At 71.5% G+C, this 24327-nt stretch carries 16 protein-coding genes; 14 read left to right on the forward strand and 2 right to left on the reverse strand.

Annotation, left to right across the window (positions count from 1 at the left end):
* Positions 1 to 52 precede the first annotated feature (52 nt).
* The 7 genes from AC068D_RS26845 to AC068D_RS26875 all read left to right on the forward strand — a co-directional run bounded on the left by AC068D_RS26845 (position 53) and on the right by AC068D_RS26875 (position 8225).
* On the forward strand, positions 53 to 1021 hold the full coding sequence (locus AC068D_RS26845; protein ID WP_478825638.1) for an NADPH:quinone oxidoreductase family protein: 969 nt from the start codon (positions 53 to 55) through the stop codon (positions 1019 to 1021).
* Positions 1018 to 2199, forward strand: a complete 1182-nt coding sequence (locus tag AC068D_RS26850; protein WP_478825639.1) for an acyl-CoA dehydrogenase family protein — start codon at positions 1018 to 1020, stop codon at positions 2197 to 2199. Before AC068D_RS26845 ends, AC068D_RS26850 begins: the two co-directional genes overlap by 4 nt.
* Positions 2196 to 3296 carry an acyl-CoA dehydrogenase family protein gene (locus tag AC068D_RS26855; protein WP_478825640.1) on the forward strand — a complete coding sequence of 367 codons (1101 nt, stop codon included), beginning with the start codon at positions 2196 to 2198 and terminating at the stop codon, positions 3294 to 3296. Before AC068D_RS26850 ends, AC068D_RS26855 begins: the two co-directional genes overlap by 4 nt.
* A 275-nt stretch (positions 3297 to 3571) precedes the next feature.
* A complete protein-coding gene (locus tag AC068D_RS26860) occupies positions 3572 to 4432 on the forward strand; it encodes a phosphatidylinositol-specific phospholipase C/glycerophosphodiester phosphodiesterase family protein (RefSeq protein WP_478825641.1) in 861 nt (286 codons plus the stop codon).
* Between the two features lie 135 nt (positions 4433 to 4567).
* Positions 4568 to 4762, forward strand: coding sequence for a hypothetical protein (locus AC068D_RS26865; RefSeq protein WP_478825642.1), 195 nt, complete (start codon positions 4568 to 4570; stop codon positions 4760 to 4762).
* 81 nt (positions 4763 to 4843) lie between these two features.
* Positions 4844 to 6484, forward strand: a complete 1641-nt coding sequence (locus AC068D_RS26870; RefSeq protein ID WP_478825643.1) for a serine hydrolase — start codon at positions 4844 to 4846, stop codon at positions 6482 to 6484.
* 160 nt (positions 6485 to 6644) lie between these two features.
* Positions 6645 to 8225 carry a hypothetical protein gene (locus AC068D_RS26875; protein WP_478825644.1) on the forward strand — a complete coding sequence of 527 codons (1581 nt, stop codon included), beginning with the start codon at positions 6645 to 6647 and terminating at the stop codon, positions 8223 to 8225.
* A gap of 64 nt (positions 8226 to 8289) precedes the next feature.
* On the opposite strand, the gene AC068D_RS26880 is transcribed toward AC068D_RS26875, so the two are convergent.
* Together AC068D_RS26880 and AC068D_RS26885 are read right to left on the reverse strand one after the other, a co-directional pair.
* A complete protein-coding gene (locus AC068D_RS26880) occupies positions 8290 to 9081 on the reverse strand; it encodes a VOC family protein (protein WP_478825645.1) in 792 nt (263 codons plus the stop codon).
* Positions 9082 to 9469: 388 nt separating this feature from the next.
* Complete coding sequence (locus AC068D_RS26885) at positions 9470 to 9850, reverse strand: DUF779 domain-containing protein (RefSeq protein WP_478825782.1); 381 nt, start codon at positions 9848 to 9850, stop codon at positions 9470 to 9472.
* 669 nt (positions 9851 to 10519) lie between these two features.
* Between AC068D_RS26885 and AC068D_RS26890 the strand changes: the two genes are divergently transcribed.
* The 7 genes from AC068D_RS26890 (at position 10520) to AC068D_RS26920 (ending at position 24293) form a co-directional block, all read left to right on the forward strand.
* Positions 10520 to 11827, forward strand: a complete 1308-nt coding sequence (locus AC068D_RS26890) for an MFS transporter (RefSeq protein WP_478825646.1) — start codon at positions 10520 to 10522, stop codon at positions 11825 to 11827.
* 192 nt (positions 11828 to 12019) lie between these two features.
* Positions 12020 to 13315, forward strand: coding sequence for a non-ribosomal peptide synthetase (locus tag AC068D_RS26895; protein ID WP_478825647.1), 1296 nt, complete (start codon positions 12020 to 12022; stop codon positions 13313 to 13315).
* 193 nt (positions 13316 to 13508) lie between these two features.
* Positions 13509 to 16682 (forward strand): non-ribosomal peptide synthetase, encoded by a 3174-nt coding sequence (locus tag AC068D_RS26900; protein WP_478825648.1) that lies wholly within the window; start codon positions 13509 to 13511, stop codon positions 16680 to 16682.
* Positions 16682 to 18595, forward strand: a complete 1914-nt coding sequence (locus AC068D_RS26905) for a non-ribosomal peptide synthetase (protein WP_478825649.1) — start codon at positions 16682 to 16684, stop codon at positions 18593 to 18595. Before AC068D_RS26900 ends, AC068D_RS26905 begins: the two co-directional genes overlap by 1 nt.
* Position 18596: 1 nt before the next feature.
* Positions 18597 to 20462: an amino acid adenylation domain-containing protein gene (locus tag AC068D_RS26910; protein ID WP_478825650.1), complete on the forward strand. Its 1866-nt coding sequence runs from the start codon at positions 18597 to 18599 to the stop codon at positions 20460 to 20462.
* Positions 20452 to 23454: a condensation domain-containing protein gene (locus AC068D_RS26915; protein WP_478825651.1), complete on the forward strand. Its 3003-nt coding sequence runs from the start codon at positions 20452 to 20454 to the stop codon at positions 23452 to 23454. The genes AC068D_RS26910 and AC068D_RS26915 overlap by 11 nt, the downstream gene beginning before the upstream one ends.
* Positions 23455 to 23918: 464 nt before the next feature.
* The gene (locus tag AC068D_RS26920; RefSeq protein ID WP_478825652.1) at positions 23919 to 24293 is read left to right on the forward strand and encodes a cold-shock protein; all 375 of its coding nucleotides are present in this window, start codon (positions 23919 to 23921) and stop codon (positions 24291 to 24293) included.
* The last annotated feature ends 34 nt before the right edge of the window (positions 24294 to 24327 follow it).

The raw sequence follows: 24327 nt of genomic DNA on the forward strand, positions 1-24327 counted from the left end.
CGCTTAGTATGCGATCGGAGCAGTGGACGCCCGAGAACCGCGGAGGCCCCGAATGCAGGCATGGCGAGTGCACCGGAACGGCGAGCCGAGCGAGGTGATGCGCCTTGAGGAGACCGTCCGCCCGGAGCCGGGTGAGGGACAGATCCTCGTGAAGGTCCGTGCCGCGAACATCAACTTCCCGGACGCGCTTCTGTGCCGTGGCCAGTACCAGATCACGCCGCCGCTGCCGTTCACCCCGGGGGTGGAGGTCTGCGGCGAGACCGACGACGGCCGGCGTGTCATCGCCACCGTCTCGCTGCCGCACGGCGGCCTCGCCGAGTACGCGGTCGCCGAGGCCGCCGGCGTCCTCCCCGCGCCTGCGGCGCTCGACGACGCCGAGGCCGCGGCCCTGCACATCGGGTACCAGACGGGCTGGTTCGGACTCCACCGACGGGCGCACCTCCAGGAGGGCGAGACCCTTCTCGTGCATGCCGCCGCAGGAGGGGTCGGCAGCGCGGCCGTACAACTCGGCAAGGCAGCCGGTGCCAAGGTCATCGGCGTCGTCGGCGGGCCCGGGAAGGCCGCCGTCGCACGCGAGCTGGGCTGCGACGTCGTCATCGACCGCCGCTCGGACGACCTCGTCGCCGCCGTCAAGGAGGCCACCGAAGGCCGGGGAGCCGATGTCGTCTACGACCCCGTCGGTGGAGACGCCTATGCCAAGTCCGCCAAATGCGTGGCCTTCGAGGGCCGCATCGTGATCGTGGGCTTCGCGAGCGGCGCGATTCCCAGCCCCGCGCTCAACCACGCTCTGGTCAAGAACTACTCGATCGTGGGACTGCACTGGGGGCTCTACAACTACAAGGACCCCCGGGCGATCCTGCGCTGCCACGAGACTCTCACCGAGTACGCGGCCAAGGGCCTGATCAAGCCCCTCATCAGCGAGCGCGTCGCCTTCGAGGACGCCGCCCATGCCGTCCAGCGCGTCGCCGACGGCACCACGACGGGCCGGCTCGTCGTCGTCCCGGAAGGAGCCGCGTCATGACGGACGCCACCGAACTCCGCGCACGCACCCGTGAGTTGCTTGCCGCCCACCCTGCCGCCACCACCGAACGCACCGTCTTCCTCAAGGCCCGCTTCGACGCGGGACTGGCCTGGGTGCACTATCCCGTCGGACTCGGCGGACTCGATGCGCCCCGCTCCCTCCAGGCCGTCGTCGATGCCGAACTGGAAGCCGCCGGCGCCCCCGACAACGACCCCCGGAGGATCGGCATCGGCCTCGGCATGGCCGCGCCCACCATCCTCGCCTACGGAACCGAGGAGCAGAAGCGCCGCTTCCTGCGGCCGTTGTGGGTGGGCGAGGAGGTGTGGTGCCAGCTGTTCAGCGAGCCCGGGGCCGGCTCGGACCTGGCCGCGCTCGGCACCCGCGCCGTACGCGACGGCGATGAATGGGTCATCGACGGCCAGAAGGTGTGGACGTCCAGCGCTCACATCGCCCGCTGGGCCATCCTCATCGCCCGCACCGACCCGGACCTGCCCAAACACCGGGGAATCACGTACTTCATCTGCGACATGACCGACCCGGGGGTCGACGTCAGGCCGCTGCGCCAGATCACCGGCGAGGCCGAGTTCAACGAGGTCTTCCTCACCGGTGTCCGGATCCCCGACGCCCACCGCCTCGGCCCCGTCGGCGACGGCTGGAAGGTCGCACAGACCACCCTCATGAACGAACGCGTCTCCATCGGAGGCATGCGGCTGCCGCGGGAGGGCGGCATGATCGGCCCCGTCGCCCGCACCTGGCGCGAACGGCCCGAACTGCGCACGCACGATCTGCATCAGCGCCTGCTCACCCTGTGGGTGGATGCCGAAGTCGCCCGGCTCACCGGCGAACGGCTGCGCCAGCAACTCGTCGCGGGCCAGCCGGGGCCGGAGGGATCCGGTATGAAACTCGCGTTCGCCCGCCTCAACCAGGAGATCAGCGGACTCGAGGTCGAAATCCGCGGCGAGGAGGGCCTGCTCTACGACGACTGGACCATGCGCCGGCCCGAACTCGTCGACTTCACCGGCCGGGACGCGGGCTACCGCTATCTGCGCTCCAAGGGCAACTCCATCGAGGGCGGCACGAGCGAAGTGCTGCTCAACATCGTTGCCGAACGCGTCCTCGGGCTGCCCGCCGAGCCGCGCAACGACAAGGACGTCGCCTGGAAGGACCTGACCCGATGACCACGAGGCCCGCCCAGAGCCCTCAGCCGGACCTGCTCTACTCCGAGACCGAGGACGACCTGCGTTCCGCCGTGCGTTCCCTGCTCACCGACCGGGCCGACACCCCGGGGCTGCTCGCGCGCATCGAGGAGGGAAGCCCGTACGACCGGGAGCTGTGGCGTTTCCTCGCCGCCGACATGGGCGCCGCGGGTCTCCTGGTGCCCGAACACCTCGGCGGTCAGGGTGCCACCCACCGGGAGGCCGCGGTGGTGCTGGAGGAGCTCGGCCGGGCGGTCGTGCCCGCGCCGTACCTGAGCAGCAGCGTGATCGCGACTGAGACCCTGCTCGCCCTCGACAGCGAGGCCGACGCGGTCGGCGCGCTGCTCAAGGGCATGGCCACCGGCCGCACGGTCGCGGTCCTGGCGCACCCGCTCGCCTGCGCTCCCGGCGCCGACCTTCCCGAAGGCGCCGCTGTGAACGCCGTTGCGGACGCCGCGATCGCCGACGTCCTGCTGGTGTTGAGGTCCGACGGGCTGTACGCGGTGGAGCGCGGCGACGCGGCCGTGGCACCGCAGACCGCGTTCGACCTCACCCGCCCGCTCGCGTCCGTCTCCGCCGGGGGGACGGACGGCATCCGGATCGCGGACGTGGGCATCGCCCGGGCCGCGGTGCGCCGCGGTCTGCTCGCCGGCGCCGGTCTGCTCGCGTCGGAGCAGCTGGGTGTGGCCGAATGGTGTCTGGAGGAGACCGTGCGGTACACGCGCGAACGCCACCAGTTCAACCGGCCCGTCGGCTCCTTCCAGGCGCTCAAACACCGCATGGCCCAGCTGTGGCTCGAGGTCGTGAACGCCCGTGCCGCCGCGCGCAACGCGGCGGACGCACTCGCCACCCGGAGCCCCGAGGTGCCGCTCGCGGTCGCCGTGGCCCAGGCGTACTGCTCCCGTGTGGCCGTTCACGCGGCCGAGGAGTGCGTCCAGTTGCACGCGGGGATCGGGATGACCTGGGAGCATCCGGCGCATCTGTACCTCAAGCGCGCCAAGGCCGACGAGATCGCGCTGGGCACGCCAGGGGCGCACCGTGCGGCGATCGCGGAGCTGGTGGACCTGCGGGCCCCCTGAGCCGCGAAGGGCTGCCCCGTCCGTACCGCGGACCGGGCAGCCCGTGTGCCCGTTGCTCTGCCGTGATCACGCGAGGATACGCGCCCCGGCCGCCCTTTCCGGGCCGGCGGCCGGACGAAGGCGCGGTTCCGGAGGCAACGTGGGCCCCGTCGGAGAAGGCAACCGCCGGGTGGCCGATGGCCGAACTCTTGCCCGTGGCCTGCCCGGTGGAGGCGTGGGGCACGGATACTCGCCGTGTCCCGCACCTGCCGAGTTTCGCAGAGCCCGGAGGCACCATGGATCGCACCACCCGTCGCGCGACCGTCACCGCGATCGCCGCCGCACTGGCCGCCACCGTCGTCCCACCCGCCACTCGGGCCATGGCGGTCGAACGCCCGGGGAGGACCCGTCCGTTACGCCGGGCTCACGCGCACAACGACTATCTGCACACGCGGCCGCTCCACGACGCGCTGCAGCACGGATTCACGAGCCTCGAGGCCGACGTCTTCCTGGTCGAGGGAGAGCTCCTCGTCGCCCACGAACCCGGCGGGCTCGACCCCGCGCGCACCCTGCGGTCCCTCTACCTGGACCCCTTGCTCGCCCGGGTGAGGGCCAACCACGGTGCGGTGTACCGCGGTTACCGACGACCGGTCCAGCTGCTCGTGGACCTCAAGAACGACGGAGAGAACGCCTACCTTGCACTGCACCGCCAACTTCACGACTACCGCTCGATCCTGAGTACCTGTGCGCACGGCACCGTGCACCATGGCGCGGTGATGCCCGTCGTCTCGGGCGACCGGGCCGCCCGCGGGCCCATGGAGGTGCAGCGTGTGCGTCACGCCTTCTACGACGGCCGTCCCGACGACCTCACCGCGCCCGCTCCGGCCTCGTTCATCCCCCTGATCTCCGGCAACTGGACGCAGAGCTTCGAGTGGCAGGGTCACGGGCGGTTCCCCGACACCGAACGGGCGAGGCTGCACAGCATCGTGTCGAGGGCCCACGACCGTGGGCGGCGCGTTCGCTTCTGGGCGACCCCCGACACCCCGGGCGCGGCGCGCGAGGCGCTCTGGTCCGAACTGCTCGCCGCAGACGTCGACCACATCAACACCGACGACCTCGCCGGTCTGGAACATTTCCTCCGCACCCGCCGCCTCTGACGGGCACCCCGGTCGGCGACCACGTCAACGACCACCCGATCGGCGGGCACGCCAGTCGGCCATCCGGCGCCTCCACTCCGCCAAACTGGCCGCCGAATGCCGCAGTTCCGCTGCGGCGGCGAAGGAGGTTGAGGGATGGCCGTGTCCGTCTCAGTCGTACTGCTGCTGCTCGTTCTCGCGGTGATCTATCTGCGCAACGGCGGCCTCAAGATCTCGCACGCGCTGGTCTGCGCCCTGCTCGGGTTCTTCCTGGCAGGCACGAGCATGGCGCCCAGCATCCACAACGGGGTGTCCGCCACCGCGGACGTGGTGAGCCGGCTCAAGCCCTGAGTGACGCTTCCGTCGCCCCCGAGGTGTGTCCGTCGACACCGCCGCGCTGCCGACCCCCGCCCCTGGGCGTTCAATGGATCCATGGCTGCCGCACAGGGCGTGCGACTCGGCAGGTGCCGGGCGCTCGCCGTATCCGGTCTGGTCGCCGTGCTCGCGGGAGCGACGGCGCTGACCTCGTCCGTGGCCGCCCCCGGTCCACCTGCCCCCACCCCGCCCCCCTCGGAGCCCGCCCCGAAACCGCCCCCGGCACAACCTCCGCCGCAGCTCAGCCGGGCTGATGTGAAAGCTGCGGTCGCAAGGCTCGACCAAGTCGTCACGAAGATGATGAAGCGCACCGGGGTCCCCGGAGCGGCAGTGGGTGTCGTATACAAGGGTCAGGTGGTCTACCTCGAGGGCTTCGGTGAGCGGAAGGTCGGCGCGCCCGGGCAGGTCGGACCCGACACCGTATTCCAGCTGGCCTCGCTGTCCAAGCCGGTCGGCTCCACCGTCGTCGCCGGAAACGTCGGCGACAAGGTCGTCCGCTGGGACGAACCCGTGGCCCCGCACATCCCGGGCTTCGCACTCAAGGATCCATGGGTGACCGGTCACGTCACCGTCACGGACCTCATGTCCCACCGCAGTGGCCTGCCCGACCATGCCGGTGACCTGTTGGAGGACCTCGGCTACGACCGTGCGTACATTCTCGGCCATTTGCGCTACGAGCCGCTCGCCCCGTTCCGCGCGACCTACGCGTACACCAACTTCGGCTACACCGCAGCCGCGGAGGCCGTGGCCGCGGCCAAGGGCGTGAGCTGGGAGAAGCTCAGCGAGGACACCCTCTTCGGACCCGCCGGTATGAATTCCACCAGCTCCACTTTCGCCGACTACGAGAAGGCCACGAACAAGGCCGTCACCCATGTGAAGACCCCCGACGGCGCCTGGCAGGCCAAGTTCGTGCGTGACGCGGACGCACAGTCACCGGCCGGAGGGGTCAGCTCCACCGCTGCCGACATGACCCGTTGGCTGCGCCTCCAGCTCGCCGACGGAAAGCTCGACGGCAAACAGATCATCGACGCCGAAGCCCTTGAGCACACCCATGTCCCCGAGATCGTCTCCATGCCGCCGACCGCACCCGCCGCGCGCACCGGCTTCTACGGCCTGGGCTGGAACGTCGGCTACGACGACCAGGGCAGGCTCCGGCTGAGCCACTCGGGAGCCTTCGACCTCGGGGCCAACACCAATGTGACGATGCTGCCGGGTGAGCAGCTCGGAATGATCGTGCTCACGAATGGTGAGCCGGTGGGCATGGCCGATTCCATCGCCCTCGACTTCTTCGACACCGTTCAGTACGGCAAGCCCACGACGGACTGGCTGCCCGTCGTCGCCCGTGTCTACGAGGAGGAGGACGACGCCGGTGTGTCGCCCACCGACTACGCGGAACCGCCCGCGGACGCGAAGGCCGCCCGTGCCGACAGTGCGTACACGGGGACGTACCGCAACTCCTACTACGGCACTGCCGTCGTCACCACGGACCGGGAGGGGCTCGTCCTCGAACTCGGGCCGGAGCCGAAGAAGTTCGACCTCGACCACTACGACGGCGACACCTTCAGCTTCGAGACGACCGGTGAGAACGCCGTGGGACCGACCGGAGTGACCTTCACGGTCGGCGAGGACGGCAAGGCCGGGACCTTCCGCGTCGAGTATCTCGACGAGAACGGCTTGGGCACGTTCACACGCGGCTGACCCGCGTGCGAAAGCCGTGAGCGGGCACGGCCGGCCCCGAGCGGGTGTTGCGCGATCATGAAGCATCCATGAAACCGGACGCAGGTGCATGGACACTTCACGGGAGCGGCCCTAGCGTCGGGCGGCGGCGCGACCCACGTATGACCGACGAGGAGCCGCATTGTCCCGAACCGCGCTCGCCCGCGTACTCGCCCTGACGCTCGTTCTGTCCGCGTGCGCGGTCGCTTCGCCGGCCCCGGCGCAGGCGGACGACATCCCCCGCACCCCCGGCCACCGCCTGGTGAACGCGTACGAGGGCGCACCCGCCTCGGCCGTCCCCGTTCCCGGTGCGCCCGTGCCGCAGCACCCCCACCTCGCCCCCAGCGGACGCAGCGGGATGCACGCGGACGCGGCCGGAAGCGGCACCCATCCCTATACCGGCCCGCTCGGCCGCAGTCCTTCGGTGACCAGCCGGCGGATGGCACCGCTCGGCGGTGAATGTGCCACGGCCACGTTCGACTCAGCGGGCCGACTCATCACCGTCTGCGGCACCTTCTCGGGATTTCTGCTCAAGCTCCTCGACCCGCGGACACTGGACACGCTCACCGAGTACCGGCTGCCACAGCGCTCGTCCACCGTCGAGGCCATCACCCGCCTCGACTTCTCGAAGATCTTCAAGGACACCTCGGGGGGCGCCTACTTCTACCTCGACGACCGGGACCGAGTCGTCCTCGCCGACTCCCGTCAGCACGTCCTGCGCATCGCACACAGGCAATCCCCGGACGGCACCTGGCGGTTCATCCCCGAGAACGACTGGGATCTGACACCGCACGTTCCCCATGACTGCATCAGCTGGACCAACCTCTTTCCCAGCGGAACCTGTGACCCCGTCACCTCGGTGATGCCCGACTGGCAGGGCCGGATCTGGTGGGTGACCAGGCTCGGCCGGGTCGGCACCATCGACCCCGAGACCTCGGCCGTCCGGTCGGTCCAGCTCGCCGGAGAGGAGATCCAGAACTCCTTCTCCGTCGCCGAGGACGGTGTGTCCATCGTGTCGGACCACGCCCTGTACAGCTTCAGGGCCGATACCGACGGAACACCGCGGGTGGAGTGGCGCCAGACGTACGACCGTGGGACCGGCACCAAGCCCGGTTCCATCAACCAGGGTTCCGGTACCACGCCCGATCTCTTCGGAGAGGGCGGCGCCTATGTCGCGATCACCGACAATGCCGACGACCGGATGAACGTCCTCGTCTTCCGGCGGGATTCGGGCGTTCCGGCGGACCGGCGCCTCGTGTGCAGGGTACCCGTCTTCGGCTCCGGCGCCTCCACGACCGACAACTCCCTCATCAGCTGGGGCAACAGTCTGGTCGTCGAGAACAACTACGGCTACGAGAACCCGGCCTCGCTCGTCCTCGGCCGCAGCGTCGTCGGCGGCGCCACTCGCATCGACGTGCGCAGGGACGGCAGTGGCTGCGACACCGTCTGGCACAGCGACGTCCGCTCGCCCTCCACCGTCCCGAAGCTCTCCACGGCGAACGGTCTGCTCTACTTCTACGAGAAGCAGCCCAACAAGCTCGGTATCGACGCCTGGTACCTCACCGCCGTCGACTTCCGCACCGGAGAGCGCCGCTGGAGCCGGCTCACCGGAACGGGGCCGCTCTACGACAACAACTGGGCGCCGGTCACCATCGGTCCGGACGGCACGGCGTACGCGGGCGTCTTCAACGGCATGGTGGCCGTCCGCGACGGCGAGGACTGACACTCCGGCGCGACACAGAATGCCCGGGACCGGTCAGGACGGTCCCGGGCATCCGTCCGTAACGTCAGGTGAGCTTGGGCATCTCGCCCTCGGTCGTCGTGACGTCGATGACGGCGAACGCCGCACCCTGCGGGTCGACGAGTGCCGCGAACCGGCCGAACGGACTGCTCATCGGTCCGAACACCAGCTTCCCGCCCAGCTTCTGGGCGGTGGCCACCGCGGCATCGCAGTCAGGGACGGTGAAGTACACCTGGACGTACGACGGGACCTCCGGGGGGAAGTCCTCGGAACGCATCGCCATACGGCCCAGGACCGGCCCGTCCCCGAGCTCGAAGATCTTGAAGTCGATGTTCTCGTCCTCCATCGTCTTCGTGGTGTAGCCGAAGACGGCGGGGAAGAACGCGTCGGCCTTGCCGGGCTCGCGCGTGAACACCTCGGCCCAGCAGTAGGCTCCCGGCACACCCGTGGCCTCGAACCCCGTGTGAGTGCCGCCCTGCCAGACTCCGAACGTGACACCGCCCGGGTCCTGGGCCAGGCACATGGTGCCGAACTCGCCGACCTGCATCGGCTCCATGAGAACGGTGCCACCGTTCCGGCGGATCTTCTCGGCGGTCGCGGCGGCATCCGGCGACGCCAGATACAGACACCACTGCGACTGGCCCTCCTGGCCCGGCATGGGGGGCACGACCGCGGCAACGGCCTTGCCGTCCGCGTATGCCTGTGTGTAATTGCCGTACTCCGACGACTCCTCGCCGAACGTCCAGCCCAGGACTTCGGCGTAGAAGCTCTTCGCGCCCTCCACATCGGAGAACATCGCGTCGGCCCAGATCGGCTTGCCTTCAGGTTCTGCAGCCATGACTGACTCTCTCTGCTGTCTGCGGTCCGGTGTGCTCTGCCGGGGTGTGGCCGCCGGGCCCGTGGACGGTACGGACCGGTGGAGCCCGGGAACCACGCTAGTCAGGGCACGGCCGAGGCGCGCGACGACACCGCGAATCAGCCCTCGGAGTCGTGAGGGTTGCGGGAGGACACGTCGATGCCATGGGGAGCCGGACGTTCGGCTCCGGCGCTCGGGCGGTTACGCATGGTCACTGTGCTCCCTCCCGCAGCCGCGCGACCAGCGTCGAGACGAAAGCCGCCGTCCGGGTTGAACACGTCGACGCCTCCTGCGTCTCTCATGCGAACGGGACGCCGATGCGTTGGCGGGCGAGGCGGAGGAAGGCTCGGGCGCAGGTCTTGCCACGGGTTCATTGCCGGTCACAGCACGAGGAACCGACCAGCCGGGAACGTATCAGGAAACGCACTCCTTCCGGCGCCTCCAGCGAGAACCCGCTGCCGCGGCCCTCGACGACGTCGACGATGAGACGTGTGTGCCGCCATGCCTCGTACTGGCTCGCCGACATCCAGAACGACACCGGCTCGGCCACCCCGTCGACGGACAGCTCCGCCAGCAGTACGTCCGAACCGCCGGTCCGGAACTCACCCTCCGGGTAGCACATCGGCGCGCTTCCGTCGCAGCAGCCGCCCGACTGATGGAACATCAGGGGACCGTGCACCGACCGCAGTCGTCGTATCAGTTCGGCGGCAGCGTCGGTGAGCTCGACGAGCGGGGCCCGTGCCGCGCCCATCAGAACGCGCCCGGCTTCCGCGGCGATCGACTCACCGACGCGCTCGAATCCGGCTGCTTCATGTGCCGCTCCTCTCTCGATCGGGCAGGTGGGACGGCCCCCTCCCCGGCCGATGGCGAGCAGACCCGACACCTGCTGGGGCCCGGGCGCCCGTCCGTGCCGGGGGCAGCGCCCCAGCCCACCTGTTCCCACGTTGCAACGCGGTTGCACGAGGCCGGAATCCGGGGTCCAGGACACCGCCGCTCCGTGGCGCGCAGCCAGAGTCCCGGGTCGGATTTCCCGTCGGCGGAGGCGGGACGAGGAACACAGTGACTGCACGGCGCCGGAGGAAGCGGCCGGGTCGAGCGTCCTGCGGCCGTGGTGGTGACGCACGGTTGCCTCTCCGGCACCCATAGCTGCCGGAATGAGCGATTCCGACAATAGGTGAACGGAAGTGACTGTTTTCGGCCATAGTGCGACCGGTGGTTTCCGGTGCGTAATCGATTGGCTGCGTCGCGTGGTTCTGGCGAGCGGGGCCGTCCTGGCGCGGGTGGCGCTCATGGCATTCATCCGGCCGTAGCGCGATCCTGGCGGAATATTTACTGATCTGACGTCAGAACGCAGAAAGAATCGACCGAAAGTGTCCATTGGCTTTTGACTGCTGGACGGCCGCCCATGAATGTCGTTCACATGCCCGTAACACCCCGAGCCGCCACAAGCGGTCCGCTGCGCATGCCCGACTTCCGTCTTCTGCTCGCCGGAGCAGCCGCCGGACAGCTCGGGGCCCACGTCACCCTCGTGGCCCTCCCTCTCGTGGCCGTTCTCGAACTCGAAGCATCCGCCCTTCAGGTGGGACTGCTGACGGCTGCCGAGACCGCTGCGTTCCTGCTCATAGGACTGCCGGCCGGGGCCTGGACCGACCGTCTGCGCAAGCGGCCCCTGATGATCAGGGCCGACGTCGTGCGCGCCGTGGCCATGGCGAGCATCCCCATTGCCGCCGTCACCGGCTTCCTGACGATGATTCAGCTGTATGCCGTCGCTCTGATCACCGGCGTCTGCACCGTCTTCTTCGACGTGGCCCACCAGAGCTTCCTGCCCCAGCTTCTGCCCAAGGAGCAGCTCGTCGCGGGCAACGGTGCCCTGGAAACGGTTCGTTCCTCGGCGCAGGTGACCGGCCCAGGCATCGGCGGCGGTCTCGTCCAGTTGCTCGGTGCCCACCTGGCGATCGTGGCCGACGCCGTCGGTTACGCCCTGTCCGCTCTGTTCCTCATCGGGATCAAGCAGCCGGAGAGCCGCCCCGAGCCGGTTCCGGGTGCCTCCTTGCGCAAGGACATCGGCGAGGGCGTGCGCTTCGTCCTCGGGCACCCACTGCTGCGCGTCATCGCCCTCTCGACGGGGCTGGGAAACCTCTTCGCCGCCGTTCTGATGGCTACTCAGACCGTATTTCTGGTCAGGGTGCTCGGGCTCGAGCCCGGCGCCGTCGGCCTCGTGCTCTCCGCCTCGGCCGTGGGCGGGCTCGCCGGTGCGCTCTGTGCGGGCACCCTTGCCGCACGGCTCGGCCAGGCACGCATCATCTGGCTGTCCGCGCTGGCCACCGGCCCGTTCGCGCTGCTGTGGCCACTGTCCGGGCAGGGGACGGTCGGCGCCGCCCTGTTCGCGGCCGGCTCCGGCGTCGTGTTCTTCGGAGCAGTCGTCTACAACGTGGCCCAGGTGAGCTTCCGACAGGCCCTGTGCCCGCCCCGGCTGCTCGGCCGGATGAACGCCACGCTGCGTTTCCTCATGTGGGGCACCCTTCCGCTGGGCGCCCTGCTGGGCGGTCTCTTGGCCGACGCCTCCGGACCGCGCACGGCGCTGGCCTGGTGCGCAGCGGGATTCCTGATCGTACCGCTGCCCCTGCTGCTGTCCCCATTGCGCCGGATGCGCGAACTCCCGGTTCCCGAAAAGGATTCGGACACCGTTGCCGAAGATGTCGAGGACAAGGCCACGGCCGTCGGCTGACGCCTTCTCCCGCGCTCTCCCTCGTCCACGTGCCGATGCCCAGCCCTCCGCCACGACCGAGCGCTCCGCCTCGCGATCGGCGGTGACTGATCACCTCACCCTCAAGACGGTGCAGCGAACCCGCCTCGTTCGCGGGAACCGCTGCGGGGCCCCTGCCCTGCCGCCGTCCCGGCCCATGACAGAAAGGACCACGTGCTCAGCATCACGAGCCAGTACCTGGCCCGTTACCGGCAACTCGTGACAGGGAACGGGCCCGACGCTCCACTCCCCGTCACCGGTGCCCAGCGCCGTTTCGTACTGGTGCGTTCCCTGGACGCCGCCGGGCGGCCGGACCTGGTGCCGATGTTCTTCGCCTTCCCGCAGGGCACCGTCGACGTGGTGCGCCTCACAGCGGCGGCGAACCGTCTTGCCGCCCGGCACCCCGTCCTGCGCGCCCGGACGGCCGTCGTTCGCGGTACGCCGGTGCTCCGCCCGGAACGGCCCGATGTCCCGCTCACCCGGGTGCCGGTGGCCCCGGGAGAGGACGCGGCCGCGGCGCTGCGCCGGGAGCTCGGCGAGTGGGCCCCGCAGGGCTCGCCGATGCGCATGTTCCTCACCCGGGACGATCCGCACAGCGACGAGGAGGTGCTCGCCGTCGTCCTGGACCACACCGCCTGCGACGGCCAGTCGCTGGCCCGCATCGTCGAGGAGCTCGGCGCCGCCTACGCCGCGGGCACCGACGCCGAAGGACCGTCCCCCGACGAGGTCGCCGCCGAGCTGACCGCATACCGCGAGGCCGTCCTGCTCCAGCTCGAGGCCGAGGACCGCGCGGGCTCGCCCGACGCCCTGGCCTACTGGGGCGAACGGCTCCGCACCGTGAGGGAACAGTCACCCGCGTCCCGGCCGGGCCTGCCCGCGCCCGGGGCACTGCCGAGCGGCTCGGCCGAACTGCGACTGCCCTCCTCCGCCGCCGGAGTGCCGTTCCCCGACCTGCTGGACGCCTGCCGGGCGGCCGCGCGGGCGCTGTACGGACCGGGCCATGTGGTGCCCCTCGGTTACCCGTGGGGCGGTCGCCCGCCCGGCGCCGCACCCGTCCTCGGATGCTTCCTCAACACCGTGGTCTTCCCGGCCGGCACCGGGCACAGCCCCGAAGGGGAGGCGACGGCCGACGCCTGGTGGGACGACCTGGACCGGGCCGACACCCCGTTCGACGTGGTGGTGCATGCCGCCCGGGCCGGCGGATCCGGCTGGACCGGCCGGCTCGACGGCCTGCTCACCGTGGACGACGCCCGCAGACGGCCCCCGCTCCACCTGGGCGGTGTGACGGGGCGGGAGGTCCACATCGACGGCCGGGCGGTACGAGGCCCCTTCGCCGTCTCCGTCACCCAAGGCACCGATCTTCACCTGCGCATGGTGTGGGACCGCGCGGTCCTCGACGACCACACTGCCGAACACGCCTTCACCGCCCTGGCCGACGCGGTCGGACCACCGGCCGGCGCAGCGGGCTGAACCGGTACCGGTGACCGACGCCCCGCGCCCGGCAGCCGGTGGTTCCGTCCGTGCACCTCCCGGCCGACACATGCCCCTACCGAACCAACAGCCGGGCCACGCCGCGCGATCCGTGGGCCGCCCGTGCGACCACCGCCGGACACAACCGTGCCCGGTTCCAGAAACACCGACCCGACAACCTCAGGGATCGCCCATGCTTCCCCTCTCCTCCTCGCAGGAGATCGTCTGGCTGCACGAACAGGTGCAACCGGGCAGCCGCGCCTACAACTTCACCGCCGCACTCGACCTGTGGGGCACCCTCGACACCGACGCCCTGCGCCACGGGCTCGCGGCCGCCCTCGACCGGCACCCCGGTCTGCGCCTCGAACTCGTCCCCGTCGAGGGAGCGATACCCGGACAGCGGGTCGCAGCGGGCTGCGCGCCGCGCCTGCGTACGGTCGACCTCTCCGACCGGGAGGATCCCGACGCCGCCTTCCAGGAACTGCTGCGCGCCGAGGCGGAGACACCGCTCGACACGTTCGATGCGCCGCTGCTGCGCTGGACACTGGTCCGGCTCGGGAACGACCGCCACCGACTCATCCATGTCGAGCACCACCTCATCCACGACGGGCACTCGTTCGCGATCCTGCTGAACGACGTGTTCAGCGTCTACCGCGGCCATGTCCTGGGCGAACCGGCGGTGTTGCCTCCCGCCTCCTCGTACGCCGACCACGTGCGCGCCAGGGCCGGGTCCCCGGTCCCGTCGGAGAGCCTGGACTTCTGGACGGCCCAACTGCGGGACGTCGCCCACGACATGCCCCTGCCCGGACTGACCCGGCCCGGCGCACGGCGCAGGCACCACGGCGGGCAGCTGCGCCAGTCGATCGGCGCCGACCTCGCCGGGCGTCTGCGCGAGCACGCGCGCTCACGCGGACTCACGCCCTTCGCGACTCTCCTCGGACTCTTCGCCGAATTGCTGCGCCGGCACAGCGGGCGGCCGCAGATGGTCATCGGCACCGCCGTCGGCAACCGGCCCCGTGGTTTCGAGGACGCCGTCGGCATGTTCGTGAACACCATCCCGATCCCGCTCCGGCTGGACGCCACCACCCCGGCCGAGGACGCCATGGACGAGGTGACCGACACCCTCATCCGCGCCCTCCCGCACCAGGAGGTGCCGGTCCAGGAACTGACCCGTGCGCTCGGCATGCACACCTCGGGTGCCGACAACCCGCTGTTCAGCGTCATGTTCAGCGCGCACGACGCACAGCTGCCCGAGATCGACGTGCCGGGTCTGGACATCACGCTCTTCGAGGGCTTCAACACCGGCACGACCCGCTTCGACCTCGACGTGGTGCTGCTGCCGGACGACCGGCGCGGCGTCACCCCGCGCCACGGCGCCGCCGGCATGACGCTCGTCTGGGACTACGACGCGGACCTGTTCGGCGAAGATGTGGCCGAGCTGCTCGCCGGGCGGTTCCTGGAACTGCTGCGTGCCTATCTGGACACCCCGTCGGCGGCCCTGGCCGACCTGGCCGCCGCGCGCACCGACGACCTCCCGGGAGGTGCGGCCGCGCAGGAGCGTGCCGACCACCAGGCCGCGCCGGAGAGGCCGGAGCACCGGCCACTCGATCCGGTTGCCGCCCACGACCCGACGCTTCCCGCCCTGCTGTCCGGCGCACGGCGCATCACCTACGGCGATCTGGACGCCCAGGCCGACTCGCTCGCCGAGCGCCTGGCCGCCGCCGGAGTGACGGCCGGACAGCCCGTCGCCGCGGTACTGCCGCGCGGCGTCGACTCGGTCGTCACGCTGCTGGCCTGTCTGCGGACCGGTGCGGTCTACTGCCCGCTCTCGCCCTCCGACCCGCCGGCCCGGCTGGAACTGCTGCTGAACCGGCTGAGCCCGGCACTGGTCCTCACCTCCGCAGGCGGCTCAGTGACCGTCCCCGACGGCCTGCCCGCCGCAACGGTCGACACCCCGGTGCTGCCCCGGGCGCGTGCGGCCGACGTGGTGCCCGCAACCGCGTACATCATCCACACCTCCGGCTCCACGGGAGTCCCCAAGCCGGTCGCCGTCGGCCGCGCGGCGCTGGAGCACCACATGACCGCAGCCGCCGACCGCTTCGGCCTGGCCCCGGGCGACCGGGTCCTGCTTTTCGCCCAGCCGTCGTTCGACGTGGCCCTCGAAGAGGTGCTGCCATCGCTGCACGCCGGGGCCTGTCTCGTCGTCCCCGAGCACGAGGTGCCCACCGGTGCCGAGCTGAGCGCTCTGCTCGCCGCCGCCCGCGTCAGTGTCGCCAACCTGCCCACCAGCTACTTCCTCGCCACCCGCGAGGACATGCGGCCGCTGCTGCGCGACGGCCGCTGGGCGCCGCGCCTGCTGGTGCTCGGCGGCGAGCGCCTGCCCGCCGATGTGATGCGGGACTTCCTGTCCGAAACCGACGCCACGGCGCTCAATGTGTACGGCGTCACCGAAGCGGCGATCAGCTCCACCGTTCATGAGATCACCCGCGACGAACTCGCCGGCGGCGGCGAGATCCCCCTCGGCACCGAACTGCCCGGCGAACGGGTCCACGTCCTGGACGCACACCACCGGCCGCTGCCGCCCGGCGCGGTCGGTGAACTGGCCATCGCCGGACCCGGTCTGGCCGAGGGATACCCGGGCAACCCGGAGGTCACGGCCGCCCGCTTCGTCTCCCTCGACGCACTGGGCGGCGAGCGGGTCTATCTCACCGGGGACCTCGGCTACCGGGGCCTCGACGGGCTGCTGTACTTCCTGGGCCGACGCGACAACCAGATCAAGCTCCGAGGCCACCGCATCGAGCCGGAGGAGGTGGAGGCCGCGGCGTCCGCCGCGCTCGGCGGACGGTCCTGCGCCGTCGTGCTGGACCGGGAAGCAGCCGGCGGACCCCGGCTCGTCGGCTTCGTCGAGGGCATGGACGAGCACGGGTCGTGGGACGAGCAGGCCCTTCACACGGAACTGAGCCGACGGCTGCCGGGCGCTCTCGTGCCGGCCCGCTGGTCACGGCTCGACGCGATGCCGGTCCTCCCCGGAGGCAAACCCGACCGGGGTGCGCTCACCCGCAGGGCCGCTGCGCTGGAGCCGGCCGCCGTCGTGGCGGAGCCGGACCGTCAGACGGTCACCTCCGCCGACCCGATGACGGCACTGGTCGCGGAGGGATGGCGCGAAGTGCTGGGACACAACCGCTTCGACGAGTCCTCCCACTTCTTCAGGGCCGGTGGCCACTCTCTCCTCGCCGCCCATCTCGCCGCCTGGCTGGAACCGCGGCTCGGGGAGCGCCCGCCGCTGAGCCTGCTCTTCCGGAACCCGGTACTCGCAGACCAGGCCGGTGCCCTCGCGGCCACCGCCACCACTTCGACGGAGTCATGATGACCCAGCCCCTGACAGCCACCCACGCCTCCGGGACCGCCACCTCCTCCCGGGCCGACCTCTCCACCGACGCAGCGCTCAGCGTCGCGCACGGGCCGGTCGCCGCCCCGGGTGCGGTGCTCGCCCGCTTCGAGGAATGGGTGCGCCGCACGCCGCTCGCTCCCGCCGTCGTCGACGGCACGCACAGCTGGACCTATCGGGACCTCGACACCGCCGCCACCCGGCTCGCCGCCGAACTGGGCGACCGGGTGCACCCCGGGGACCTCGTCGGGGTCTGCCTCGACCGCTCCACCGCCCTCGTGGTGACCGCCGTGGCACTCGCCCGCATCGGCGCCGTGTATCTGCCGCTCGGTCCCCGCCCCGGGGAGCGTCGCACCGATGCCGTCACCGAGGACCTGGACGTCGTCTGCCTCATCGGCGACCCGGAGGTCCTGCCGCCCCGGCACCGGACGTCCGAACGGATCCCCCTGACGTTGCCCGGTGAGGGCGCCAACGCCACCGGCACGGTGGTGGCGGCTTTCGCCGCTTCGGGCCCCGATGCCCGCCGCGCACCCGCCGATGCGTTCTACGCCGTGCTGACGTCCGGATCCACCGGCCGCCCCAAGGCGCTCGCCGTTGCCGAGTCCTCCCTCGGTGCACTGCTCGACTGGTACCGCGCCGAGACCGGACTCGCCCCAGGCGACCGGCAGTCCCTGCTCATCGGTGTCGCATTCGACCCGCACCTGCTGGAGCTGTGGGCCGGACTCTCCTCGGGCGCCGCGCTCGCCCCCGCCCCCGACGAGGTCCGCTGGGACCCCGCCGTGCTCACCGACTGGTGGCGGGATGCGGCGGTGACGGTCTCAGTGGCCGCCACCCCGATGATCGAGCCGATGCTGGACCGGCCCTGGCCGCAGGACCTGAAACTGCGTCATCTGGTCGTCGGCGGTGACCGGATGCGCCGCAGGCCCGGTGGCGACGTCACCACCACCGTCCACAACGCCTACGGTCCGGCCGAGGCCACCGTCATCACCACCACCCATGCGATGCACGGCCCGGACCGGCCCGCGGACGAGCGGACCGCGCCGCCGATCGGTGTCCCCGTACCGGGCGCCACCGTCGTCGTCACCGGCGACGACGGCCGCCCCGTTCCCCGCGGCGACGAAGGCGAGCTCCGGATCGGCGGGACCTGTCTGGCGCTCGGCTACCTCGATCCCGAACTCACCGCCCGTCGCTTCACGGCCCCGCCCGAGGGTCTTTCCCTCCCCGGCATCGACCGGCTCTACCGCACCGGTGACCGGGTACGGATGACGGCCGACGGACAACTGGAATTCCTCGGCCGCCTCGACGACCAGGTGAAGATCAGCGGCGTCCGCATCGAACCGGCCGAAGTGGAAGCCGCGTTCGAACAGGACCCCGCAGTGCGCAGCGCGGTGGTCACCGCGCCCCGCGACCCCGACGGCCATGCCCGCCTCGTCGCACACATACGGCCGGCCAACGGCGCTGCGCCGGATGTCGACGCCGTCCTGGCGGCAGTACGGGCCTGGCTCCCGGAGCAGGCCGTTCCCTCGGCCGTCCGGATCGTCGACGCCTACCCCCTTGACGCCAACGGCAAGGTGGACCGCGCCGAACTCACCCGCCGGGCGACCGACCTCGAGCACCCCCCTGCTGAGGAGCGTCCTGCCGACGCCACACCGACCGAGCTGCTCGTACTCCATGCGGTACGCGACCTCCTTCGTCGCCCCGGGACCGCGCTCACCGACAACTTCACCCACGCCGGAGGCACCTCCGTGGACGCCGCCCGGCTGCTGACCCTGCTCGAGAAGGAGACCGGGATCCGGCTGCGCGCTCCCGAACTGCTTCGCCAGCCCGACCTGCGAGGCATCGCCGTCGTCGTCGACGAGCGCCGTGCCGCCGCGCGCCCGGCAGGAGCCTGACATGGCCCTCCTCAACCCGCACATGCTCGACACCCGGAAGGACGGCTCCGTGCCCGCCGGCCCCATCCCGACCGCGCTGCGTACCGGGCTGCCCGAGCTCGTGGCCCGGCACGCGGAACGCACCCCGAACGCCCTCGCCGTCGCCGACGGCGACACCACCCTCACCTATGCACAGCTCGTCTCCGAGGCCCGCGCCCTCGCCGCCCATCTGCGCGACCAGGGCGTACACCGCAGCGACCCGGTGGCGGTACTGATGCCCCGCTCGGCCCGTACGGTCGTCGTCCAGCTCGCGCTGTGGTGGACGGGCGCCGTGTGTGTGCCGCTCGACGCCGCCCATCCGCGGCCGCGCATGGAGGCCATGGCCGCCCAGGCAGGCGTGACCCTGGTCGTCGGCGACCGCAAACTGCTCGAATCGGCCGCCCTCAGCGGCCCCACACTGTCGCTGCCGGGGGAAACGCTGCTCACCGGCGCCCCGGTGACCGGGGCCGTAACCGCAACCGACCCGGACGCCGCGGCGTTCATCATGTTCACCTCCGGCTCCACCGGCCGCCCCAAGGGCGTTGCCGTTGCGCACGGCGCGATCGCCGAGCTGGTCTCCGATCCGGACTATGTGACCCTCACCCCCCGCGACCGGGTCCTGTTCCACTCACCCATGACCTTCGACGCATCGACCTTCGAGGTGTGGGGGCCCCTCGCCAACGGCGCCGCCGTGGTCGTGTGCAGCGTCGAACGGCCCTCGTTCGAGGACCTGGCCCAGCACGTGGAACGGCACGGCGCGACCGTCGCCTTCTTCACCACCGCGCTCTTCCACCAGCTGGCAGCGCGCCGCTCCCGCGTCTTCTCGCTCCTGCGCACCGTCGTCGTGGGCGGCGAAGCGCTCGCCGCCCATCACGCCCGCCACGTCCTGCGCGCATTTCCCTGGCTTGAACTCGTCAACGGCTACGGGCCGACGGAGACGACCACGTTCGCCACCGCCCACCGCGTCACGGACACCGACTGCGACGGACAGGTCCCGATCGGCCGGCCGATCGCCGGCGCGAGCGTTCACGTACTCGACGACGACGGCGTCCCCGTGGACGCCGGACAGCGCGGCGAGCTGTGGATCGGCGGCAGCCGACTGGCCCACGGATACACCGGGCAGCCGGAGCTCACCGCCGAACGCTTCATCGACCACGCCGAGCTGGGGCGGCTCTACCGCACCGGCGACCTGGTGTCCAGCAGGCCGGACGGTGTCCTCGACTTCCACGGACGCACCGACGACCAGGTGAAGGTCCGCGGCTTCCGCATCGAACCGGGCGAGATCGAGCACGCCCTGCGCGAACAGCCCGAGATCGACGACGCGGCCGTCACCGTCCACCGCCCCACCGACGACGACACCCGGTTGATGGCCCTCGTCGTGGCCGCACCCGGGCCACTGCCCCGTTCCGAGACCCTGCGCGACCGGCTCGCCGCAGTCCTGCCCGCCCATCTGGTCCCGGACAGCGTGGTCGTCGTCGAGCGGCTGCCGCTCACCCCCACCGGGAAGGTGGACCGCCGCGCACTGCCGGGCCTCGTCGACATGACCGGCACCCGGGCGACCGCCCAGCCGATGACACCGCTCGAGCAGGCCGTCGCCGACACCTGGAGCCGCGCCCTGGGCAGCGAGGTCACCCGGCCCGACGCCGACTTCATCGCCCTCGGCGGCCACTCCCTGCTCGCCCTCGTCGTCACCGACGACCTCCGCGAGGACCTCGGTGCGGAGATCGCCCTCGCCGACTTCTTCCGTGTCCCCACGGTGGCCGGACAGGCCGCCCTGCTCGAACGTGCTCTCCTCGACGCGCACGACGAGCTGCACCCCGACGTCCCGGAGCACACCGATGTCCACTGACGCACGCACGGCGCTCGCCCGACAGGAAGAGCTGTTGCGCCGGGCGCGTGCCCGCGCCGCCGGACGCGAGGCATCCCCCACCGACGCGCCCGCGCCCGGCCCGGCCACGGCCCACGGGGAGCCCGCTCCGCTCTCACGCGCCCAGCGCCGTATGTGGCTGATGGACCGGCTCGGCCACGGTGGTGCCACCTACAGCGTGCCTTTCGCCACCCGGCTGCGCGGCCCGCTCGATGTGACCGCGCTCGCCACCGCACTCACCACGCTGGTGCGCCGCCACGAGATCCTCCGCACCCGGTACGGACAGCGGGACGGTGAGCCGTACCAGGAGATGCTTCCGGCGCCGGGGACCATCCCCGTGCCCGTGGTGGACACCGACGAGCTCGGCGCCCCCGCCCTGCTGGCCGAGGAGGCACGCCGCCCCTTCGACCTCGCCGCAGGGCACGTGGTACGCGCCCTGGTGCTGCGCCACGGGGAGCAGGACCACACGGTTCTGCTGACCTTCCACCACATCGCCATCGACGGGGGATCGCTGGAAACGGTCGCCCGGGAGCTCGCGGATCTCTACTCCGCGGCAGCCCACGGGACCGGGACCGTACCCGGGCCGGAGACCGCACCGCCGCAGTACGCCGACTTCGCACGGCGCGAACTGGCAGAGGCCGAACGCCTCGACGAGGGACTGCGCCACTGGACCGGACGCCTCGCGGGCGCCGCGCCCCCACGCCTGCCCGGCACCGTCAACAGGTCCGCGGACGCCACCGCCCCCACCGGCGCCCGACCCGCCGTCGTGCACACCGGACCGCTGGGCCGGCAGGTGCCGCATGCGCTGCGCGCCCTGGGCGGCGAGCACAGGGCGACCCTGTTCACGGTCGTCCTCGCAGCTGCGTTCGCCGCCCTGCGCCGTATCACCGGAGACGACGACCTGGTCATCGGTGTCGCGAGTACCCACCGCCGGGGCACGGCCATGCGTGACCTGGTCGGGCTGTGCGTCAACACCCTGCCGATACGGGTGGACACCTCCGGCGACCCTTCGTTCGCGGCTCTCCTCGTGCGGGTGCGGGACGCGCTGCTGGAGGCCCAGCAGTACCGGGACGTGCCCTTCGACCTCGTCCTGGAACGGCTCGGCGCCGGGGCGCGCGACACCGACGGCACGGCGCTGGTACGGGTGACCGCCGACGTCCTCGGCGAACCGACGACGCTGCGTCTGCCGGGCCTGGTGGGGGAGTACGTGGAAGTCGGCGTCGGCGAAGCCAAGTTCGACCTCTCATTCGGCCTGGTCGACACCGGGGAACCGGCAGCGCTCGTCCAGGGCGGCACGACCGCGATGGACGGCGACACCACTGCCGGACTCGGCCGGCTCTACGCGGCACTGCTCGAAGCCGTGGCGTCGGATCCGCACCTGAGGCTGTCGCAGCTGCCACAACTGCCGGAAACGACGACGGCACCCGACCGGGGTCGCAAGGGCAGCCGAATGCCCCGGGGCAATGACGACGCCCAGGGCGACGGCCACCGCGTGGCCCCGGAGCCCGGGGGCAACGGGGAACCGGCAGGCGTGCATCCGGCCGAGGCGGCACTGCGAACCCACCCCTCGGTCGCCGACGCCACCGTGGTCCAGCCGCCCGGCGGGCCGCTGCTGGCGTATGCGGTTCTGCGCAGCAGCGTCGGCCCCACCCCCGTCGAACTCCGCTCCGGACTGCGGGCAACCCTGGCGCCCCGCTCGGTGCCGGCCGCCGTCGTCCTCCTCGACCGACTGCCACGCACCGCCGACGGCGCACTCGATCCGGCCCGACTGCCCGGCATGCCGGTCGCCTCCGCCCTCGAAGGACCCCGTGCAGAGGCCGTCGTCGACGGCTTCACGGCGCTCCTGGGGCGGGTCCCGGCACCGGACGACGACTTCTTCGCCCTCGGCGGGCACTCACTGGTGGCCGTCCAACTCGCCGAGCGGCTGCGGGCGGCGGTGAAGCTGCCGCTGACCGGGCTAGACATCCTCCAGGCCCGTACCCCCCGGGCCGTCACCGCGCTGCTGGACGCCCGCGAGGCGGAACGAGCCGCCGCCAAGGCCACCGCCGAGGCCGCGGCCACGCCCGCACGACCGCGCCGCACCCGGCAGGGCACGGTCCTGGTCACCGGTGGAACCGGTGGGGTCGGAGCGTTCATCCTGCGGGAACTGGCCGCGCAGGGACGTCCGGTACGGGCCCTGGCCCGCCCCGAGTCGGCGCATCTGGTCGCCGCGGAAGGCGTCGAAGTCATCGAGGGCGACCTCGTGGACCTGGCCGGACTGAGCGATGCCGTCGCCGGCGCGGACGCGGTCGTCCATGCGGCCTGTACCTTCACCCGGCCCGAGGTGGACGTGGCGGCCATGGAGGCCATGACCGCCGCCTGGAGCCGTGGCCCGTTCGTCTTCGTCAGCAGCGTCGATGCCTACGGGCATCCTGCCCAGGACCAGGTCGCGGAGGAGTCGGCTTCCCGGGAACCCCTCAGTTCCTATGGCAGGGCCAAGCTCGACTGCGAGGCACTCCTGCTGCGCGCGGCCGGGACCGGGGGCCGGGGCGGTGCCAGCGCTGTGCGCTCGCCGATCGTGTGGGGCCCGCACGACCGGCTGCGCGACCAACTGCGCTGGGGAGCCACCGGCCTGCTCTACCAGGCGGTCCGGGAGAGCAGGCCGATCGAGCTGCCCCGGCCCGGCACCGGCGGGCATGCCTGGTACGGGGCGGCGTGGGTGCACGCCGCCGCCCTGGCCCGGGCCGTGACCGCCTGCCTGGACACGCCGGTGCACGGGGTCGCCAACGCGGTGAGCGGTCATGTCTCCTGGCGGGACCTCGTCACCGACCTGACCGCACTGCTCTCGGGTGACGGCGTGATCCACGAGACGGACCGGGTCCACCAGGACCTGGACCACCACTGGCACTACGACTGCGGACGTCTCGCGGCGCCCTTGCGTGCACTGCCGGGAGAGGACCGCCGCTCGGTCCTGGCCGAGATGATCGACGACTGACCGGGCGAACTCCCTTGGCGAGCTCCGACTCGAGGGGACACCGCACCCGGTGGCTTCGTCGCCACCGGGCGCGTCCTCATGAGGGAGGGGTCGTATCACCGATGCGTTCTCGCCGTGAGCGATCGTCTCGCACCCGGCGAAGCGGGGAACGGTATCGACTCACGATCGCCAGGGGCCCACGCCCCTGGCGATCGTCGTCCCGTGGACGGACGGTGATCGTCGACGCCGTGGGCGGAACGCCGGTGCCCCGCGTACGGGCGCGGAGCGGGTTCGGCATCCGAGGGGCGATTGCCGTGGACGGGTGAACCCCGCGATGCACTGTGCCGCGATCCGGCTGAATGCGGCCGGGACACCGGACCCGTAGGCGCTGTCCACCCCTCGTCCGGCCGTGGGGGTATGAGATGATCGTTTCATCGGGGAATTCTCGGGCGAGGGGCCCGAGCCGTTGTGGTGTGGGGGTTGACGTGGTTGTTGGTCGTGTGGTGCGGTTCGACGTTGCTCGGGGTTACGGGTTCATCACTCCTGACAGTGGCCAGGAGGATGTCTTTCTGCATGCGAATGACCTGTTGATTCCTGAAGCCTCGATCCGGCCGGGACTTGTCGTCGAATTCGAGATCGAGGACGGCGACCGCGGACCGAAGGCGTCTTCGGTCAGGCTCCCCGAAGGAGCCCAGTTGCCGCCCGCGGTCGGCGGTGATGTGCACGACGTCACGGAATTCACGCGAGAGATCACCGAACTCCTGCTGGAGGCCGCGCCGTCCCTCACGGGAGAGCAGATTCTGCAGATCCGGCGTGCGATGGTGCAGCTCGGCAGGAAGCACGGCTGGACCGAGGGCTGAGACCGAGGACTGATCGTCCGGGACCGGAACCACG

It is taken from the genome of Streptomyces sp. NPDC043861, assembly GCF_056435905.1.